This is a genomic window from Acidovorax sp. FG27 (assembly GCF_040365715.1).
GTDB lineage: Bacteria > Pseudomonadota > Gammaproteobacteria > Burkholderiales > Burkholderiaceae_C > Paracidovorax.
Genome location: NZ_BAABVY010000002.1, coordinates 212,968 through 227,622, shown reverse-complemented (window position 1 = coordinate 227,622; position 14,655 = coordinate 212,968). Strand labels below are relative to the sequence as shown.

11 protein-coding genes are annotated in these 14,655 nt (G+C 70.6%); 6 read left to right on the top strand and 5 right to left on the bottom strand.

Annotated features, from left to right (window positions below):
* Window positions 1-19: 19 nt before the first annotated feature.
* Window positions 20-1,195, bottom strand: coding sequence for a PQQ-dependent sugar dehydrogenase (locus ABWV53_RS01560; protein ID WP_353362232.1), 1,176 nt, complete (start codon window positions 1,193-1,195; stop codon window positions 20-22).
* Between the two features lie 33 nt (window positions 1,196-1,228).
* Between ABWV53_RS01560 and ABWV53_RS01555 the strand changes: the two genes are divergently transcribed.
* Window positions 1,229-1,726: a hypothetical protein gene (locus ABWV53_RS01555; protein ID WP_353362230.1), complete on the top strand. Its 498-nt coding sequence runs from the start codon at window positions 1,229-1,231 to the stop codon at window positions 1,724-1,726.
* A gap of 56 nt (window positions 1,727-1,782) precedes the next feature.
* On the opposite strand, the gene xdhB is transcribed toward ABWV53_RS01555, so the two are convergent.
* Window positions 1,783-4,191 carry a xanthine dehydrogenase molybdopterin binding subunit gene (gene xdhB / locus ABWV53_RS01550; protein ID WP_353362228.1) on the bottom strand — a complete coding sequence of 803 codons (2,409 nt, stop codon included), beginning with the start codon at window positions 4,189-4,191 and terminating at the stop codon, window positions 1,783-1,785.
* A complete protein-coding gene (gene xdhA, locus ABWV53_RS01545; protein WP_353362226.1) occupies window positions 4,188-5,789 on the bottom strand; it encodes a xanthine dehydrogenase small subunit in 1,602 nt (533 codons plus the stop codon). The genes xdhB and xdhA overlap by 4 nt, the downstream gene beginning before the upstream one ends.
* Before the next feature lie 292 nt (window positions 5,790-6,081).
* Between xdhA and ABWV53_RS01540 the strand changes: the two genes are divergently transcribed.
* The 5 genes from ABWV53_RS01540 (at window position 6,082) to ABWV53_RS01520 (ending at window position 11,923) form a co-directional block, all read left to right on the top strand.
* Window positions 6,082-7,014 (top strand): LysR family transcriptional regulator, encoded by a 933-nt coding sequence (locus tag ABWV53_RS01540; protein ID WP_353362224.1) that lies wholly within the window; start codon window positions 6,082-6,084, stop codon window positions 7,012-7,014.
* A 79-nt stretch (window positions 7,015-7,093) separates the two neighbouring features.
* Window positions 7,094-8,680 (top strand): ABC transporter ATP-binding protein, encoded by a 1,587-nt coding sequence (locus ABWV53_RS01535; RefSeq protein WP_353362222.1) that lies wholly within the window; start codon window positions 7,094-7,096, stop codon window positions 8,678-8,680.
* Window positions 8,673-9,752, top strand: a complete 1,080-nt coding sequence (locus ABWV53_RS01530) for an ABC transporter permease (RefSeq protein ID WP_353362220.1) — start codon at window positions 8,673-8,675, stop codon at window positions 9,750-9,752. Before ABWV53_RS01535 ends, ABWV53_RS01530 begins: the two co-directional genes overlap by 8 nt.
* Window positions 9,752-10,672, top strand: coding sequence for an ABC transporter permease (locus ABWV53_RS01525; protein WP_353362218.1), 921 nt, complete (start codon window positions 9,752-9,754; stop codon window positions 10,670-10,672). Before ABWV53_RS01530 ends, ABWV53_RS01525 begins: the two co-directional genes overlap by 1 nt.
* Window positions 10,673-10,756: 84 nt before the next feature.
* The gene (locus tag ABWV53_RS01520) at window positions 10,757-11,923 is read left to right on the top strand and encodes a BMP family ABC transporter substrate-binding protein (protein WP_353362216.1); all 1,167 of its coding nucleotides are present in this window, start codon (window positions 10,757-10,759) and stop codon (window positions 11,921-11,923) included.
* A 279-nt stretch (window positions 11,924-12,202) separates the two neighbouring features.
* On the opposite strand, the gene ABWV53_RS01515 is transcribed toward ABWV53_RS01520, so the two are convergent.
* Entirely contained in the window at window positions 12,203-13,660 is a 1,458-nt protein-coding gene (locus ABWV53_RS01515) for an N-acyl-D-amino-acid deacylase family protein (RefSeq protein ID WP_353362214.1), read from the bottom strand.
* A complete protein-coding gene (locus ABWV53_RS01510; protein ID WP_353362212.1) occupies window positions 13,660-14,646 on the bottom strand; it encodes a Bug family tripartite tricarboxylate transporter substrate binding protein in 987 nt (328 codons plus the stop codon). The genes ABWV53_RS01515 and ABWV53_RS01510 overlap by 1 nt, the downstream gene beginning before the upstream one ends.
* Between the last annotated feature and the right edge of the window lie 9 nt (window positions 14,647-14,655).

Genomic DNA, 14,655 nt, shown 5'->3' with positions numbered 1-14,655 from the left:
ACCGCGCCGGGCCTGCGGGTCACGGGGCGGGCGCGATGCGCAGCACGCGGCCCTGCGCGCTGTCGGTCAGCAGGTAGAGCGCGCCGTCCGGCCCGGCGCGCACGTCCCGCAGGCGCTCGCCCAACTCCTCGAACAAGGTCTCCTGCGGGCCCGGCACACCGCCCTGCAGCGGCACGCGGCGCACCGAGCGCTCCTTCAACGCCGCGATGAACAGGCTGCCGCGCCATGCGGGAAAGAGGGCGCCGTCGTAATAGCTCATGCCCGCCGGGGCGATGGAGGGCGTCCATTCCGCGAGCGGCGGCTCGACCCCCGGCAACGTGCGGTAGGGGGTGATGCGCGCGCCGGTGTAGTCCACGCCGCCGGTGGCGAGCGGCCAGCCGTAGTTGGCGCCGGGCACGATGCGGTTGAGCTCGTCGCCACCCTTGGAGCCGTGTTCGTGCTGGTAAAGCGCGTTCAGCGCCGGCACGAACACCAGGCCTTGCGGATTGCGGTGGCCCAGGCTGTAGATCTCGGGCAGCACGCCGGCGCGGCCAGTGAAGGGGTTGTCCGCCGGCAAGCCGCCGTCGCGGGCGATCCGCACCGTCTTGCCCAGGTGCGTGTCCATCCGCTGCGCGTCGGTGCGCTCCACGTTGCCGTCGCCCAGCGTGATGGCCAGCGTGCCGTCGCCCAGCAGCGCCATGCGCGCGCCGAAGTGCTGGTCGTGCCGCTTGGCCGGCCGGGAGGTGAAGAGGGTTTGCACCTCCTGCAACTGTTGGCCGTGCAGGCGGGCACGCACCACGCGCAAATGGTTGGCCTGTGGCGTGCCGTGGGCGAGCGACAGGTAGATCCAGCCGTTGCGCGCGAAGTCCGGGTCGACCAGCACGTCGAACAGACCCGCCTGGCCCGCGACCAGCACGGGCGGCAGGCCCTCCACGGGCTGCGGTTGCAACGCCTGCCGGCCATCCGATCCCGGCGCGATGACGCGCAGGCGCCCGGCCCGCTCGGTCACCAGCAGTCGGCCGTCGGGCAGGAAGGCGGCGGCCCACGGAAACTCCAGCCCGCTCGCTACCGTCTCGACGCGGTAGCCGGCGGCCTGGGCCGGCACGAGCGGCAGCGCTGCCAGGCAGGCGAAGGCCGCGGCGCCGAGCCAACGGCGCCAGGCAGTGCCCCTGCGGAGCCGGGGGCGTTCGGTGGGGCGGCGCGAAGTGGGCATCATGGCGGCAGTATCGACCAGCCCCACGCCAAAGCCATGTCCCTGCTCGCAGCCGGTTTTCCTGAAGAGCCCGTCACCTGGCGGCGGCACTTGCGGCCCTTGCTCGCCTTCGGCCTGGCCCTGCTGTTCGCCGCTGCCTGGGGCACGCTGGTGCAGACGCAGTTCAACCTGGCCGCGCTGGCGGAGCTGGGCCTGACGATCGCGCCGACCACGCGCATGCTCACCTCGGCGCAGGACCTGGCAGGCTTCGGCCCGATCTACGCCGGCATCGTGCTGGCCGGCTGGCTGCCCGCGTTCGCGGTGGCGGCCTGGCTGTCGCGGCGCTGGCCGGCCGGGCGCACGGCGCTGTATGTCCTGGCCGCGACGGCCGGGCTGGTCGCCGCCGTGCGGGTGGTGGACGCGGCGGCCCCCATGCCGGTGCTGATCTACGCCACGCGCACCTGGGTGGGGCTGGCGTGCATGGCGATCGGCAGCGGCCTGGGCGGCGCGCTGTTCGCGGCGTGGAGCCGGCCGCGCGCCAAGGGGGCGCGTTGATGCGCGGGTGACCCTGCCTCGATGGCTTCAGGGCGCGCGCCCGCCGCGCACCCCCGTCAGCCCAGCCGGCCCAGTGACCGCAGCACGTTCTCGGCCGTGGCGGGTGCCTGCAGCTGGACCGGCGCATCGCCGCCCCGCGCCGCGGCCACCGCGTTGCGCAGCGCTTCGTACACGCTGATGGCCAGCATGAAGGGCGGCTCGCCCACGGCCTTGCTGCCGCCCACGTTGTCCTCGCGGTTGGCTTCGTGCCAGAGGTCTACCTTGAAGTGCGCGGGCACGTCGCCCGTGGCGGGAATCTTGTAGGTGCTGGGCGCGTGGGTGGAGAGCACGCCGCGGTCGTTCCACACCAGCTGCTCGGTGGTGAGCCAGCCCATGCCCTGCACGAAAGCGCCCTCGATCTGCCCGACGTCGATGGCCGGGTTGATGCTGCGGCCCACGTCGTGGAGGATGTCCACCGCCAGCAAGCGCGATTCGCCGGTCAGCGTGTCGATGGCGACCTCGGTGCAGGCCGCGCCGTAGGCGAAGTAATAGAAGGGCCGGCCCGTCAGCGTGGTCTTGTCGTAGTGGATCTTGGGCGTGCGGTAGAAGCCGTCGCTCCAGAGCTGGATGCGGTTGGCGTACGCCGCATGGACCACGTCCTCCCAGGCACGCTCCTGGACGGGGGAGATCACGCGCCCGCCCTCGAAGCGGATGGAGCCCGCGCCGCAACCGTCCAGCCCGCAGACGAAGGCGGCCAGGTTCTCACGCACATTGCGCGCGGCGAACTGCGCGGCGCGGCCGTTCAGGTCGGTGCCGCTGGAGGCCGCCGTGGCGCTGGCGTTGGGGACCTTGGCCGTGTCGCTGGCGGTGACCAGCACCCGCTCCATCGGCACGCCCAGCTCGTCGGCCACGATCTGCGCCACCTTGGTGTGCAGGCCCTGGCCCATCTCGGTGCCGCCGTGGTTCACCTGCACGCTGCCGTCGGTGTAGACGTGCACCAGCGCGCCGGCCTGGTTGAAGAGCGTTGCCGTGAAGCTGATGCCGAACTTGACCGGGGTGATGGCCATGCCCCGCTTCAGCACCGGGCTGCCCGCGTTCCATGCCGCAATGGCCGCCTGCCTTTGCCGGTAGTGGGCGGTCCGCTCCAGTTTCGGTAGCAGATCGTGCAGGACGTTATCTTCCACCGGCATCTGGTAGTGGGTGACGTTGCGCTCGGTGGTGCCGTAGAGGTTGGCCAGCCGCACGTCCAGCGCGTCGCGGCCCAGGGCGCGGGCTATGTCGCCCAGGATGGCCTCGATGACGATCACGCCCTGCGGCCCGCCGAAGCCCCGGAAGGCCGTGTGGCTCTGCGTGTTCGTCTTGCAGCGGTACGACGCGATCTCCACGTCTTCGAGGAAGTAGGCGTTGTCCGCGTGGAACACGGCGCGGTCGGCGACCGGGCCGGAGAGGTCGGCCGAGAAGCCGCAGTTGGCGGCCATGTGCAGCTTCAGGCCGGTGATGCGGCCACTGTCGTCGTAGCCCACGTCGTACTCGTAGGCGAAGGGGTGGCGCTTGCCGGTGACCATGAAGTCGTCGTCGCGGTCCAGCCGCAGCTTGACCGGCCGGCCCAGCTTGTGCGCGGCCACGGCGGCCCACACGGCCAGGTGGCCGGCCTGTGTCTCCTTGCCGCCGAAGCCGCCGCCCATGCGCCGGCATTCCACGCGCACGGCGTGGTTGTCCAGCCCCAGGGCGTGGGCCACCCAGTGCTGCACCTCGCCCGGGTGCTGGGTGCTGGAGTAGATGCACCACTGGCGCTGCTCCAGCGGCAGGGCGTAGGCGATCTGGCCCTCCAGGTAGAAATGCTCCTGGCCGCCGACTTCGAGCGTGCCCTGCAGCCGGTGCGGCGCTTGGGCCAGCGCGGCCGGCGCGTCGCCACGCCGCACGAAGACGGGCGGCAGCACGTAGCTTTCGCGCGCCAGGGCTTCCTGCACCGTCAGCACGGCGGGCAGGGGCGTGATGTCCAGCGTCACCTGCCGGGCGGCGCGGCGCGCCAGCATCACCGAGTCGGCGACGACCAGGCCCACGACCTGGCCGACGTGCTGCACGGTGTCCGTGGCAAAGACGGGTTCGTCGTGCGCGAACGCGGCCAGCAGCTTGTCGCCCGGCACGTCGGCCGCCAGCACCACCCCGCGCACGCCGGGCAGCGCCAGCGCCGCGTCGGCGCGCACCGCGTTCAGCCGGCCGTGTGCCACGGGCGAGAGGATGGGCGCGGCATAGAGCGTGCCCTTCAGCTCGGGCAGATCGTCGATGTAGTGCGCCAGGCCGGCGACCTGGGCGCGCGCGCTTTCGTGCGGGTGCGAGCGGCCCATGGCGATGGCGTGCGCGGGCGCGCTGGCCGGCACGGGCGGCTGGGCGGCCATGGCACCGGCGGCGCCTTGCGCGTCGGCACGGGCGGCCACGGGGTCGTCGCCGGCGTCGCGGCTCACGGGGGTGGCGTGGGTGTTCATGCTGCCACCTCCCGGGCGCCGGACGACAGGCTGGCCGCCAGCACGGCGGGCAGCTGCGCGTGCAACTGGTCCAGTGATATCGGCTGCGGAACCCCGTTCGCGCCGTGCGCGCCCTCCGGGCTCTCGCGCCAGAAGCGCTCCATCAGCGCGCCCAGCACGGCGCGGCGGTATTCGCCGCTGGCCCGCATGTCGGAGATGGGGCTGAACTCGGACTGCAGCACGCCGGCGGCCTGCTGCACGGTGGCCAGCGTCCAGGGCTGGCCGGTCAGCGCGGCCTCGGTCTGGCGCGCACGGGCCGGCGTGGCGGCCACGCCGCCCGCGCCGATGCGCGCGGCGGCGACGCGGCCCTTCGACACCTGCAGATGGACGACCAGGCAGACGGCGGAGATATCGTCGTCGAAGCGCTTGGAGACCTTGTAGGCCGCCAGCCGGCCATCCGCCGCGGGCAGGGGCACGTCGATGCGCACCAGCAGCTCGTCCGCCGCCATCACGTTCTGGCGGTAGCCGGTGTAGAGGTCTTCCAGCGGCAGCGTGCGTTCGCCGCGCACGCTGGCCAGCGCCACGTGCGCGCCCAGCGCGATGAGCAGCGGCATCGAGTCGCCGATGGGCGAGCCGTTGGCCACGTTGCCGCCCAGCGTGCCCGAGTTGCGCACCGGCAGCCCGGCGAACCGCGTGGCGAAGCCGTGCAGCTGCGGCCAGCGCTCGCACAGTGCCGCGAAGGCATCGGTCAGCGACGCGGCGGCGCCGATGCGCAGCACGCCACCGGCTTCTTCGATGCGGCGCAGCGACGCGACCCGGGTCACGTCCAGCACCTGCGGAAATTGCCGGTGCTGCTTGGTCACCCACAGGCCGACGTCGGTGGTGCCGGCCACCACCTGGGCCGCAGGCTGGGCGGCGCGGGCGGCCAGCAGGGCCTCGAGCGTGGTCGGCGCGATATAGGCCGAATCGGCCTCCTGCGCCGATCCATCCAGCGCCAGCTGCTCCAGTTTTCGTAGCAAAAGCGGTGCGTCGACCTGCACGGCGGGCAGTGACTGCATCTGCTCGGCCGCATCCAGGATGGGGCGGTAGCCCGTGCAGCGGCACAGGTTGCCGGAGAGTTCCTCCGCCGCCAGGGCGCGGGTGATCTCGCGGCCCTGGCAGACATGGTTCTGGTACATGCCGAAGAGGCTCATCACGAAGCCCGGCGTGCAGAAGCCGCATTGCGAGCCGTGGCACTGCACCATCGCCTCCTGGGCGGGGTGCAAGCTGCCGGCGGGTGGGGCGGCTGCCCGTTCGCCGTCGCCGCCCTGGAGCGCGGCAGGCTGGATCAGCGGGTCGGCGGTGAGGTCTTCCACCGTCCACACGGCCATGCCGTCGATGGAATGCGCCAGCCGGATGCAGCTGTTGATGGCCTGGTAGTGCACGCGGCCGTCGCGGGCCGCGCCCAGCACCACGGTGCAGGCGCCGCAATCGCCCTCGCCGCAGCCTTCCTTGGTGCCGGTGGCGCCCAAGTCTTCGCGCAGCACCTCCAGCAGGGTGCGGTCGGGGGGCACGCCGTGCAGCACCAGGGTCTGGCCGCGGCGGATGAAGCGAATGGGGCGGGTAGAGAGTTGGGTCATGCGTGATGAGCGCCTGGTTGCGTGATGGCCGTGGGTCGCGCGGAATGGGTTCGTGGTGATTGTGGCCTGCCGCAGGGCGAAAGCACACCGCGTGCCGGCTGGCGGCGCACGGGCTCGCACGGTGCGTTGGCATCCAGCCGCCGCAGGGGTGCGGTGTACAGTTGCCGCCACCCACTTTCGAGCCGCCGTGACAGCCGCAGCTCTGGCGCCTTGCGCGCAGGTTTTGCCATGCTGCGACAAACGGCCCCGGGCGGCATACGCGCCGCCGTATGACAGGAATGCAGCACCCCGTATGCGAGACCAAGCCCTCTTCGACAAGATCGACCTCCATCTCATCAGGGTGTTGCATACCGTGCTAACCGAACGCAGCGTTTCCAAGGCCGCCGTCAGGCTGGGCATGCACCAGCCGGCGGTGTCGGCCGCGCTGCGCCGCCTGCGCGGACTGGCGGGCGATCCGCTGCTGGTGCGCTCGGGCGCCGGCATGCAGCCCACCGACGCGGCGCTGCGCATGGTGGCGCCGGCGGGCGCCATCCTGCGGTCGGCCGAGGCGCTGTTTTCCGACGCGCGCGGTTTCGATCCGCGCACCGCCACCCGCACCTTCCGCATCGCCGCCAGCGACTATCTCGATCCGCTCTTCCTGCCCCGCCTGATGGCCCACGTCAAGGCAGAGGCGCCTTTGTGCCCGGTGGAGGTCATGTCCCTGTCGGCCGACGTGCACTACCACGCGCACCTGGAGCAGGGCGAGGTGGACGTGGTCATCGGCAACTGGCAGCAGCCCCCCGAAGACCTGCACATGGCGCGCCTTTTCGGCGACGAGGTGGTCTGCCTGGTGGCCGCCAGCCATCCGGCCGTGCGGCGCGGCTGGACGGCCGACGAATGGCTGACCGCCGAGCACATCGCCCCCACGCCCACCCACCCCGGCGCGCGCGGCGTGATCGACGAGCATCTGGACGCCAAGGGCCTGACCCGCCGCATCGCCGCGCGGTGCGCGCATTTCAGCGTGATCCCCGACATGGTGGCATCCAGCTTGCTTGTGCTGACCACCGGGCGGCAGTTCTGCGAACGTTTCACCGAGAGGCTGCCACTGGCCGTGCTGCCGTGTCCCGTACCCTTTCCACGCCTCGTGTACTACCAGCTGTGGCACGCCCGATCGCACCATTCGGCGGCCGCGCTGTGGTTGCGCGAAAGCGTCAAGGCCGTGGCCGCATCGCTACGAAAACAATAGCTGGCCGTGCCCGCTCCGCCAGCGCGGAATGCGGATGTGGTCCCCAGGATCCCTGCAGAACTTGAGCCACAATCGCCCCATGAAACCTTCTGCTTCCTCCCCCGCAGCGGCCGCTGGCGCCGCCGGTGCGCCACCGCGCCTGCAGCTCGCGGGCATCACCAAGCGCTACCCCGCCGTGGTGGCCAACAGCGGCGTCTCGCTCACCGTGCAGCCGGGCGAGGTGCACGCGGTGCTGGGCGAGAACGGCGCGGGCAAGTCCACGCTGATGAAGATCATCTACGGCGCCGTCAAGCCCGATGAAGGGGCCATCCATTTCAACGGCCAGCCCGTGCACATCCGCAACCCGCAGGAGGCGCGCGCGCTGGGCATCGCCATGGTGTTCCAGCACTTCAGCCTGTTCGACACGCTGACCGTGGCCGAGAACGTGTGGCTGGGGCTCGACAAGCACCTGACGCTGGCCGAAGTCACCCAGCGCATCACCGCCACGGCTGCCGAGTACGGCCTCGACATCGACCCGCACCGCCCCGTGCACACGCTGAGCGTGGGCGAGATGCAGCGCGTGGAGATCATCCGCGCGCTGCTCACCCAGCCGCAATTGCTGATCCTGGACGAGCCCACCTCGGTGCTCACGCCCCAGGCGGTCGAAAAGCTCTTCGTGGTGCTGCGCAAGCTGGCCAGCGAAGGCTGCAGCATCCTCTACATCAGCCACAAGCTGCATGAGATCCGCGCCCTGTGCACCGCCTGCACCGTGCTGCGCGGCGGCAAGGTGACCGGGGTGTGCAATCCGGCCGAGGAATCGAACGCCTCCCTCTCGCGCCTGATGATCGGCGCCGAGCCGCCGGCCCTGGATCACCGCCCGGCCCGTCGGGGCGACACCGTGCTGCGCGTGCAGTCGCTCAGCCTGCCGCGCACCGACGCCTTCGGCGTCGACCTGATCGGCCTCGACTTCGAGGTGCGCGCGGGCGAGGTGGTGGGCATCGCCGGGGTGTCCGGCAACGGCCAGAAGGAATTGCTCTATGCCCTGTCGGGCGAGGACCAGCGCGCCCAGCCGGCCATGGTGCAGGTGGCGGGCCGGCCCGCCGGCCGGCTTAATCCGCGCCAGCGCCGGGCGCTGGGCCTGCATTTCGTGCCCGAGGAACGCCTGGGCCGCGGCGCCGTGCCCACCATGGGCCTGGCGCACAACCTGCTGCTCACACGCGACAACTGCGTGGGCGCGGGCGGCTGGCTGCGCACCGGCGCGCTGGCCGACCATGCCCGGGCCATCATCGACCGCTTCCACGTCAAGGCAGGCGGTCCGCAGGCGGCCGCCAAGTCGCTGTCCGGCGGCAATCTGCAAAAGTTCATCGTTGGCCGGGAGATCGATGCCAAGCCCGCGCTGCTGATCGTTTCGCAGCCGACCTGGGGCGTGGACGTGGGCGCCGCGGCGCAGATCCGTGGCGAGATCCTGGCGTTGCGCGACGCCGGCTGCGCCGTGCTGGTGCTGAGCGAAGAGCTCGACGAGCTGTTCGAGATCTGCGATCGTCTGCTCGTCGTGGCCAAGGGGCATCTGTCGCCCTCCATCGACCGCAAGGAGGCCACGGTGGAGCGCATCGGCGAATGGATGAGTGGGCTGTGGGACCAGCCTGGCACGCCCGCAGACGGGGTGAAGGAGGTGGCCCATGCTTAAGCTCGAAGCCCGTCCGCAGGCCTCGCGCTGGTGGACCTACGGCTCGCCGCTGCTGGCGCTGGCCGTCACCGTGCTGATCGGCGTGGCGCTCTTCGCCGCGCTGGGCAAGGACCCGGTCCGCGGCCTGCAGATCTTCTTTTGGGAACCCATCAAATCCACCTACGCCATCGGCGAACTGATGGTCAAGGCCACGCCGCTCTTGCTCATCGCGCTTGGGCTGGCCGTGTGCTTCCGCTCCAACGTCTGGAACATCGGCGCCGAAGGGCAGTTCGTCATTGGCGCGGTGGCGGCAGGCGGCATCGCCCTGATGGCCGACAAGACCACCGGCCCGTGGATCGTCCCGGCCATCCTCTTGGCCGGCGTGCTGGGCGGCATGTTCTGGGCCGGCATCACGGCTCTGTTGCGCGACCGGTTCAACGCCAACGAGATCCTGGTCAGCCTGATGCTGGTGTATGTCGCCACCCAGCTGCTCGGCTATCTGGTCTATGGGCCGTGGAAAGACCCCATGGGCTACAACTTCCCGCAGACCAAGATGTTCGAGCGTGTCACGCAGATACCCCGTTTGCTGCAAGGCTCGCGCCTTAGCATCGGCCTGCCCATCGCACTGGCGGCGGCGGCCGCGCTCTGGGTCTTCCTCTTCCGCACCCGGGCGGGCTTCGCGCTGCAGGTGGGCGGGCTGGCGCCGGCGGCGGCGCGCTACGCGGGCTTCTCGTCGCGCCGTGCGCTCTGGACGGCGCTGCTCATCTCGGGTGGCGCTGCGGGCCTGGCGGGCGGGCTGGAGGTGGCCGGCCCCATCGGGCAGCTCACGCCCTTCGTGCCAGCCGGCTACGGCTTCGCGGCCATCATCGTGGCTTTCGTGGGGCGGCTGCACCCGGTCGGCATGGTGTTTTCGGCCATCCTGATGAGCATGTTCTACATCGGCGGAGAGCTGGCCCAGTCGCGCCTGGGCCTGCCCAAGTCGCTCACCGGCGTGTTCCAGGGCCTGCTGCTTTTCACGCTGCTGGCCTGCGACACGCTCATCGCCTACCGCGTCCGCTGGGTCGGCGCATCCCCCCAACCAGGAGCCCGCTGATGGAGTCCTACGCATTGCTGCTGGGTGCCACGCTCAGCGCCGGCACCGTGCTGGCCATCGCCGCGCTCGGCCTGCTCATCAACGAGAAGGCCGGCATCGTCAACCTGGGCGCCGAGGGCATGATGCTCTGCGCGGCCATCGCGGGCTTCGCCACCGTGGTGCACACGGGCAACACCTGGCTGGGCTTCGCGGCCGGCATGGCGGTGGGCGCCTTGCTTGCGGCCGTGTTCGGGATGCTGGTGATCTGGCTCAACACCAACCAGTACGCCACGGGCCTGGCGCTCAGCCTGTTCGGCGTGGGTTTTTCGGCCTTCGCCGGGATCAGCTACGTGCAGGCCAAGCTGCCCGAGCTGCCGCGCTACGCCATTCCGGTGCTGGGCGACATCCCGCTCGTCGGGCCGGCGCTCTTTCGCCAACACCCGCTGGTCTACCTGACCGTACTGCTGGTGGCGGCGCTGGTGTGGTTCCTCTACCGCTCGCGCGCCGGGCTGGTGCTGCGCTCGGTGGGCGAATCGCCCGAATCGGCCCATGCGCTGGGCTATCCGGTGCGCCGCATCCGCCTCATGGCGGTGATGGCGGGCGGCGCGCTCTGCGGGCTGGCGGGTGCCTACATCTCCACCGTCTACACGCCGCTCTGGGTCGAAGGCATGGTGGCCGGCCGCGGCTGGATCGCGCTGGCGCTCACCACCTTCGCCACCTGGCGGCCGGCACGGGTATTGCTGGGTGCCTACCTGTTCGGCGGCGTGACGATGCTGCAGTTCCACCTGCAGGCGTCCGGCGTGCAGGTGGCGAGCCAGTTGCTGAGCATGCTGCCGTACCTGGCCACCATCGTGGTGCTGGCGCTGATCTCGCGCAACCCGGCCTGGATCCGCGCCAACATGCCGGCCTCGCTGGGCAAGCCGTTCCACGCCGGCTCATAATCCGCCGCCCCTTTTCGCCGTTTCGCCGTTTCGCCGTTTCCGTGTTGTTTCGTTTCGATTGAGATCTTCCCAGAAAGACAAGCCATGACCCAACTGACCAAACGATCCTTCCTGCAGACCGCCAGCCTGTCCGCCCTGGCCGCCGCCGCCCTGGTGGGTTGCGGCAAGAAGGAGGAGCCCGCCGCTGCTGCTCCAGCCGCCGCGCCCGCAGCCGCCGCCGCGCCCGCAGCAGCCACCACGCCGCTCAAGATCGCGTTCGCCTATGTCGGCCCGGTGGGCGATGGCGGCTGGTCGTTCGCGCACGACAACGGCCGCAAGGCCATCGAGAAGGAATTCGGCGACAAGGTCGTCACCAGCTTCGTCGAAAGCGTGCCCGAGTCGGCCGATGCCGAGCGCGTGCTGCGCGACATGGCCGGCCAGGGCAACAAGCTGATTTTCGGCACCACCTTCGGCTACATGGAATCGATCCAGAAGATCGCTCCCGACTTTCCCGATGTGAAGTTCGAGCACGCCACCGGCTACAAGACCGCCGCCAACGTGCGCACCTATGACAGCCGCACCTACGAAGGCGCCTACATGGCCGGCGTGATCGCCGGTGCCATGACCAAGACCAACACGCTGGGCGTGGTGGGCTCGGTGCCGATCCCCGAAGTGATCCGCAACATCAACAGCTTCACGCTGGGCGCGCAGTCGGTCAACCCGAACATCAAGACCAAGGTGGTGTGGGTGAACGAATGGTTCAGCCCGCCGAAGGAAACCGAGGCCGCAACCTCCCTCATCAACGGCGGCGCCGACGTGCTGTTCCAGAACACCGATTCGCCCGCCGTGCTCAAGACCGCGCAGGAAAAGGGCAAGCGCGCCTTCGGCTGGGACAGCGACATGACCGCCTACGGCCCCAAGGCCCACCTGGCCTCGGCCATCATCAACTGGGGCCCGTACTACATCAAGGCCACGCGCGACGCGCTGGACGGCAAGTGGACCACCGGCCAGAGCTGGTGGGGCGTGAAGGAAGGTGCGATCGATCTGGTCTCCATCGCCGAAGACGTGCCCGCCGATGCCAAGGCCAAGGTCGAAGCCGTAAAGAACGGCCTGAAGGACGGCAGCTTCGTGATCTGGAAGGGTCCCATCGTCGGCCAGGACGGCAAGGAAGTGCTGGCCAAGGACGCCGTGGCGGACGACAAGTTCCTGGGCGGCGTGAACTTCTACGTCAAGGGCGTGGAAGGCAACGTGCCTGGCGGCGACAAGAAGTAAGCCGGTCTTCACACCGCCGGATCGAAACCGGCTGTGGAGGGCGCAAACAAAAGAAGGGCTGCCCGAGGGCAGCCCTTTTTGCTGGTTCTGCGTAACGCCGGGCGCCTCGTGTCGGTGCGCGGTGCATCGCAGGCAGGGCCGTCCGCTGGGCGGCCAGCCTTCGACATGAGGGCTTGGCACGAAGGCCGTCATGCGGGCCGGCACGAATGCGGCGGTCCATCCCGGGCCAAAGGCCCGTCAGTCCCTGGCCTTTATCGGGCTTCTGGGGGCCGTCCTTGGTCAGCGCATCAACACCCGGCCCGGCCGCTGCCCCGTCGGCTGCCCGCCGTCCCAGACCTGCCGGCCGTTGACCCATACGCCCTCGATGCCGCGGCTCGCCTGCACGGGGTGGTCGAAGGTGGCGACGTCCTGCACCTGCGCGGGGTCGAACACCACCAGGTCGGCCTTCCAGCCAGCGCGCAGCAGGCCCCGGTCCGCCAGCCCGTAGTTCTCGGCGGCCAGGCCGGTCATCTTGTGCACGGCCGCTTCCAGCGTCAGCAGGCCCTGGTCGCGCACCAGCCGCGACAGGATGCGCGTGAAGGTGCCCCACTGGCGCGGGTGCGGATGCGGATCGAACGGCAGGCCATCGGAGCCGACCATGGTGCGCGGATGCGCCAGGATGCGCTCCACGTCGCGCTCGTCCATCAGGAAGTAGATCGCGCCCGCGGGGGCGAGCCGCTGCAGCATTGCCTCGTCGCACAGCCCCCATTCGCGCTGCAGGTCCGCATAGTCGCGGCCCTGGGCCGAGGGCTCGCCCTTTGACCAGGCGATGAGCGTGCGGCGTGCGAGCCGCACGCGGTCCAGGCGCAGCATGGTGGACGTGGCGGGGTAGGGGTGGCAATCCAGGCACACCGGCTGGAGCAGGGCGGCGCGGTCGATGCGCGCCAGCGTCTCCACCGAACGGCCGTGGTTGCGCTCGCCGGCCAGCTTGTGGTGCGAGAACACGACCCGGGCGCCGAGTGCTCGGCCGATGTCCAGGGCTTCTTCGATCGCCGCGTCGATATGGTCGGATTCGTCGCGCAGGTGGGTCGCATACACCATGCCGTTTCGGCCACGCATGGCCGCGCCGATGTCGATGATCTCCTGCGTGGTGGCGTGCTGCGCGGGCGGGTAGAAGGTGCCGGTGGACATGCCGAACGCACCGGCCTCCAGCGCCTCTTCAAGCAAGCGGGCCATGCGTTCGCATTCCTGCGGCGTGGCCGGGCGCTGCAGGTCGTCGTCCATCGCGCTCACGCGCAGGCTGGCGTGGCCCACCAGGGGGATCGCGTTGACCGCGGCGGGCGCATCGCGCAGCGCCTGCATCCAGGCGGGAAAATCGGCGTACCGGAACAGTTCCGAAGGCCCCAGCAGGTCTAGCGGCTGCGGCAGGGCGCGGCCCGGCGGCACGGGCGCCAGGCTGATGCCGCAGTTGCCGGTCACCACCGTGGTCACGCCCTGCGAAACCTTGGGCACCATGTCGGGATGGGCGAGCAGGTAGCCGTCGTCGTGGGTGTGCGAGTCGATGAAGCCGGGCGCGAGCACCCGGCCTGCGATGTCGATCACCGCGTGATCGCCCTCGGCGCCGGTGCCCGGCTCCAGCACGGCGGCGATCGTGTCGCCTTCGACGAGCAGGTCGGCGGCGCGCGGCGGCGCGCCGCTGCCGTCGATGAGCAGGCCGCCGCGCAGCAGCGTGCGGGCGGGGGTGGCGGACCCGGCCATCAGTCGAGCTTCTCGATCTTGTTGTGCTCGATCAGCTCGCCCCAGCGCTTGGTCTCGCGGTCGATGGTGCGCTGGAAGTCCGCTGGCGTGCCTCCGGCCGGCACGGCACCGAGCTTGGTCAGGCCCTCGCGCACGGCCGGCGTGGCCAGCGCGGCGTTGATCGCGGCATTGAGCTTCGTGACGATCTCGGGCGGTGTGCCGTGCGGCGCCACCACGCCGCCCCAGGCCACCGTCTCGTAGCCCTTCACGCCGGATTCGTCGAGCGTGGGTACGCTGGGCAGCATCGCGATGCGCCTGGCGCTGCTCACGGCCAGGGCGCGCACCTTGCCGGCGGCGACCAGCGGGCCGACCTCGGACGAGTTGGCGAACAGGTAGTCGATGCGCCCGCCCATCAGGTCCTGCAGCGCGGCCGGGCCGCCGTTGTAGGGCACGAAGAGCACGTCGATGCCCGCCATGCTGCGGAACAGCTCGCCGCCCATGTGCCCGGTGGTGCCCACGCCGGGCGCGCCGAACGACAGCTTGCCCGGCGCCTTGCGCGCCGCGGCCACCAGTCCGGCCACGTCCTGGATGGGCGATTCCTTGGGCACGATCAGCACGTTGTAGAGATCGAAGGCATGGGCCACGGGCACCAGGTCGCGGTCCACGTCGTAGGGCAGCTTCTTGAAGAGCGTGCGGTTCACGGCCAGCGTGTTCACGTTGCCGTAGCCGATGGTGTAGCCGTCGGCAGGCTTGCTCTTGATCTGCATGATGCCGATGTTGCCGGCGGCGCCGGGGCGGTTCTCGATCACCACCGGCACGCCGAGCGATTTGGAGAGTTCGTTGGTCACGAGCCGCGACAGCACGTCGGGCGAGCCGCCGGCGGCCGAGGGCACGACGAAGGTGATGGGCTTCTCGGGCCAGGCGGCCTGCGCGGGCAGGGAGGCCGCCGACAGGCAGGCGGCCGAGGCCAGGAAGGCGAGGGAGCGGTACAGCTTGCGGTGGATCATGGTGGGCTT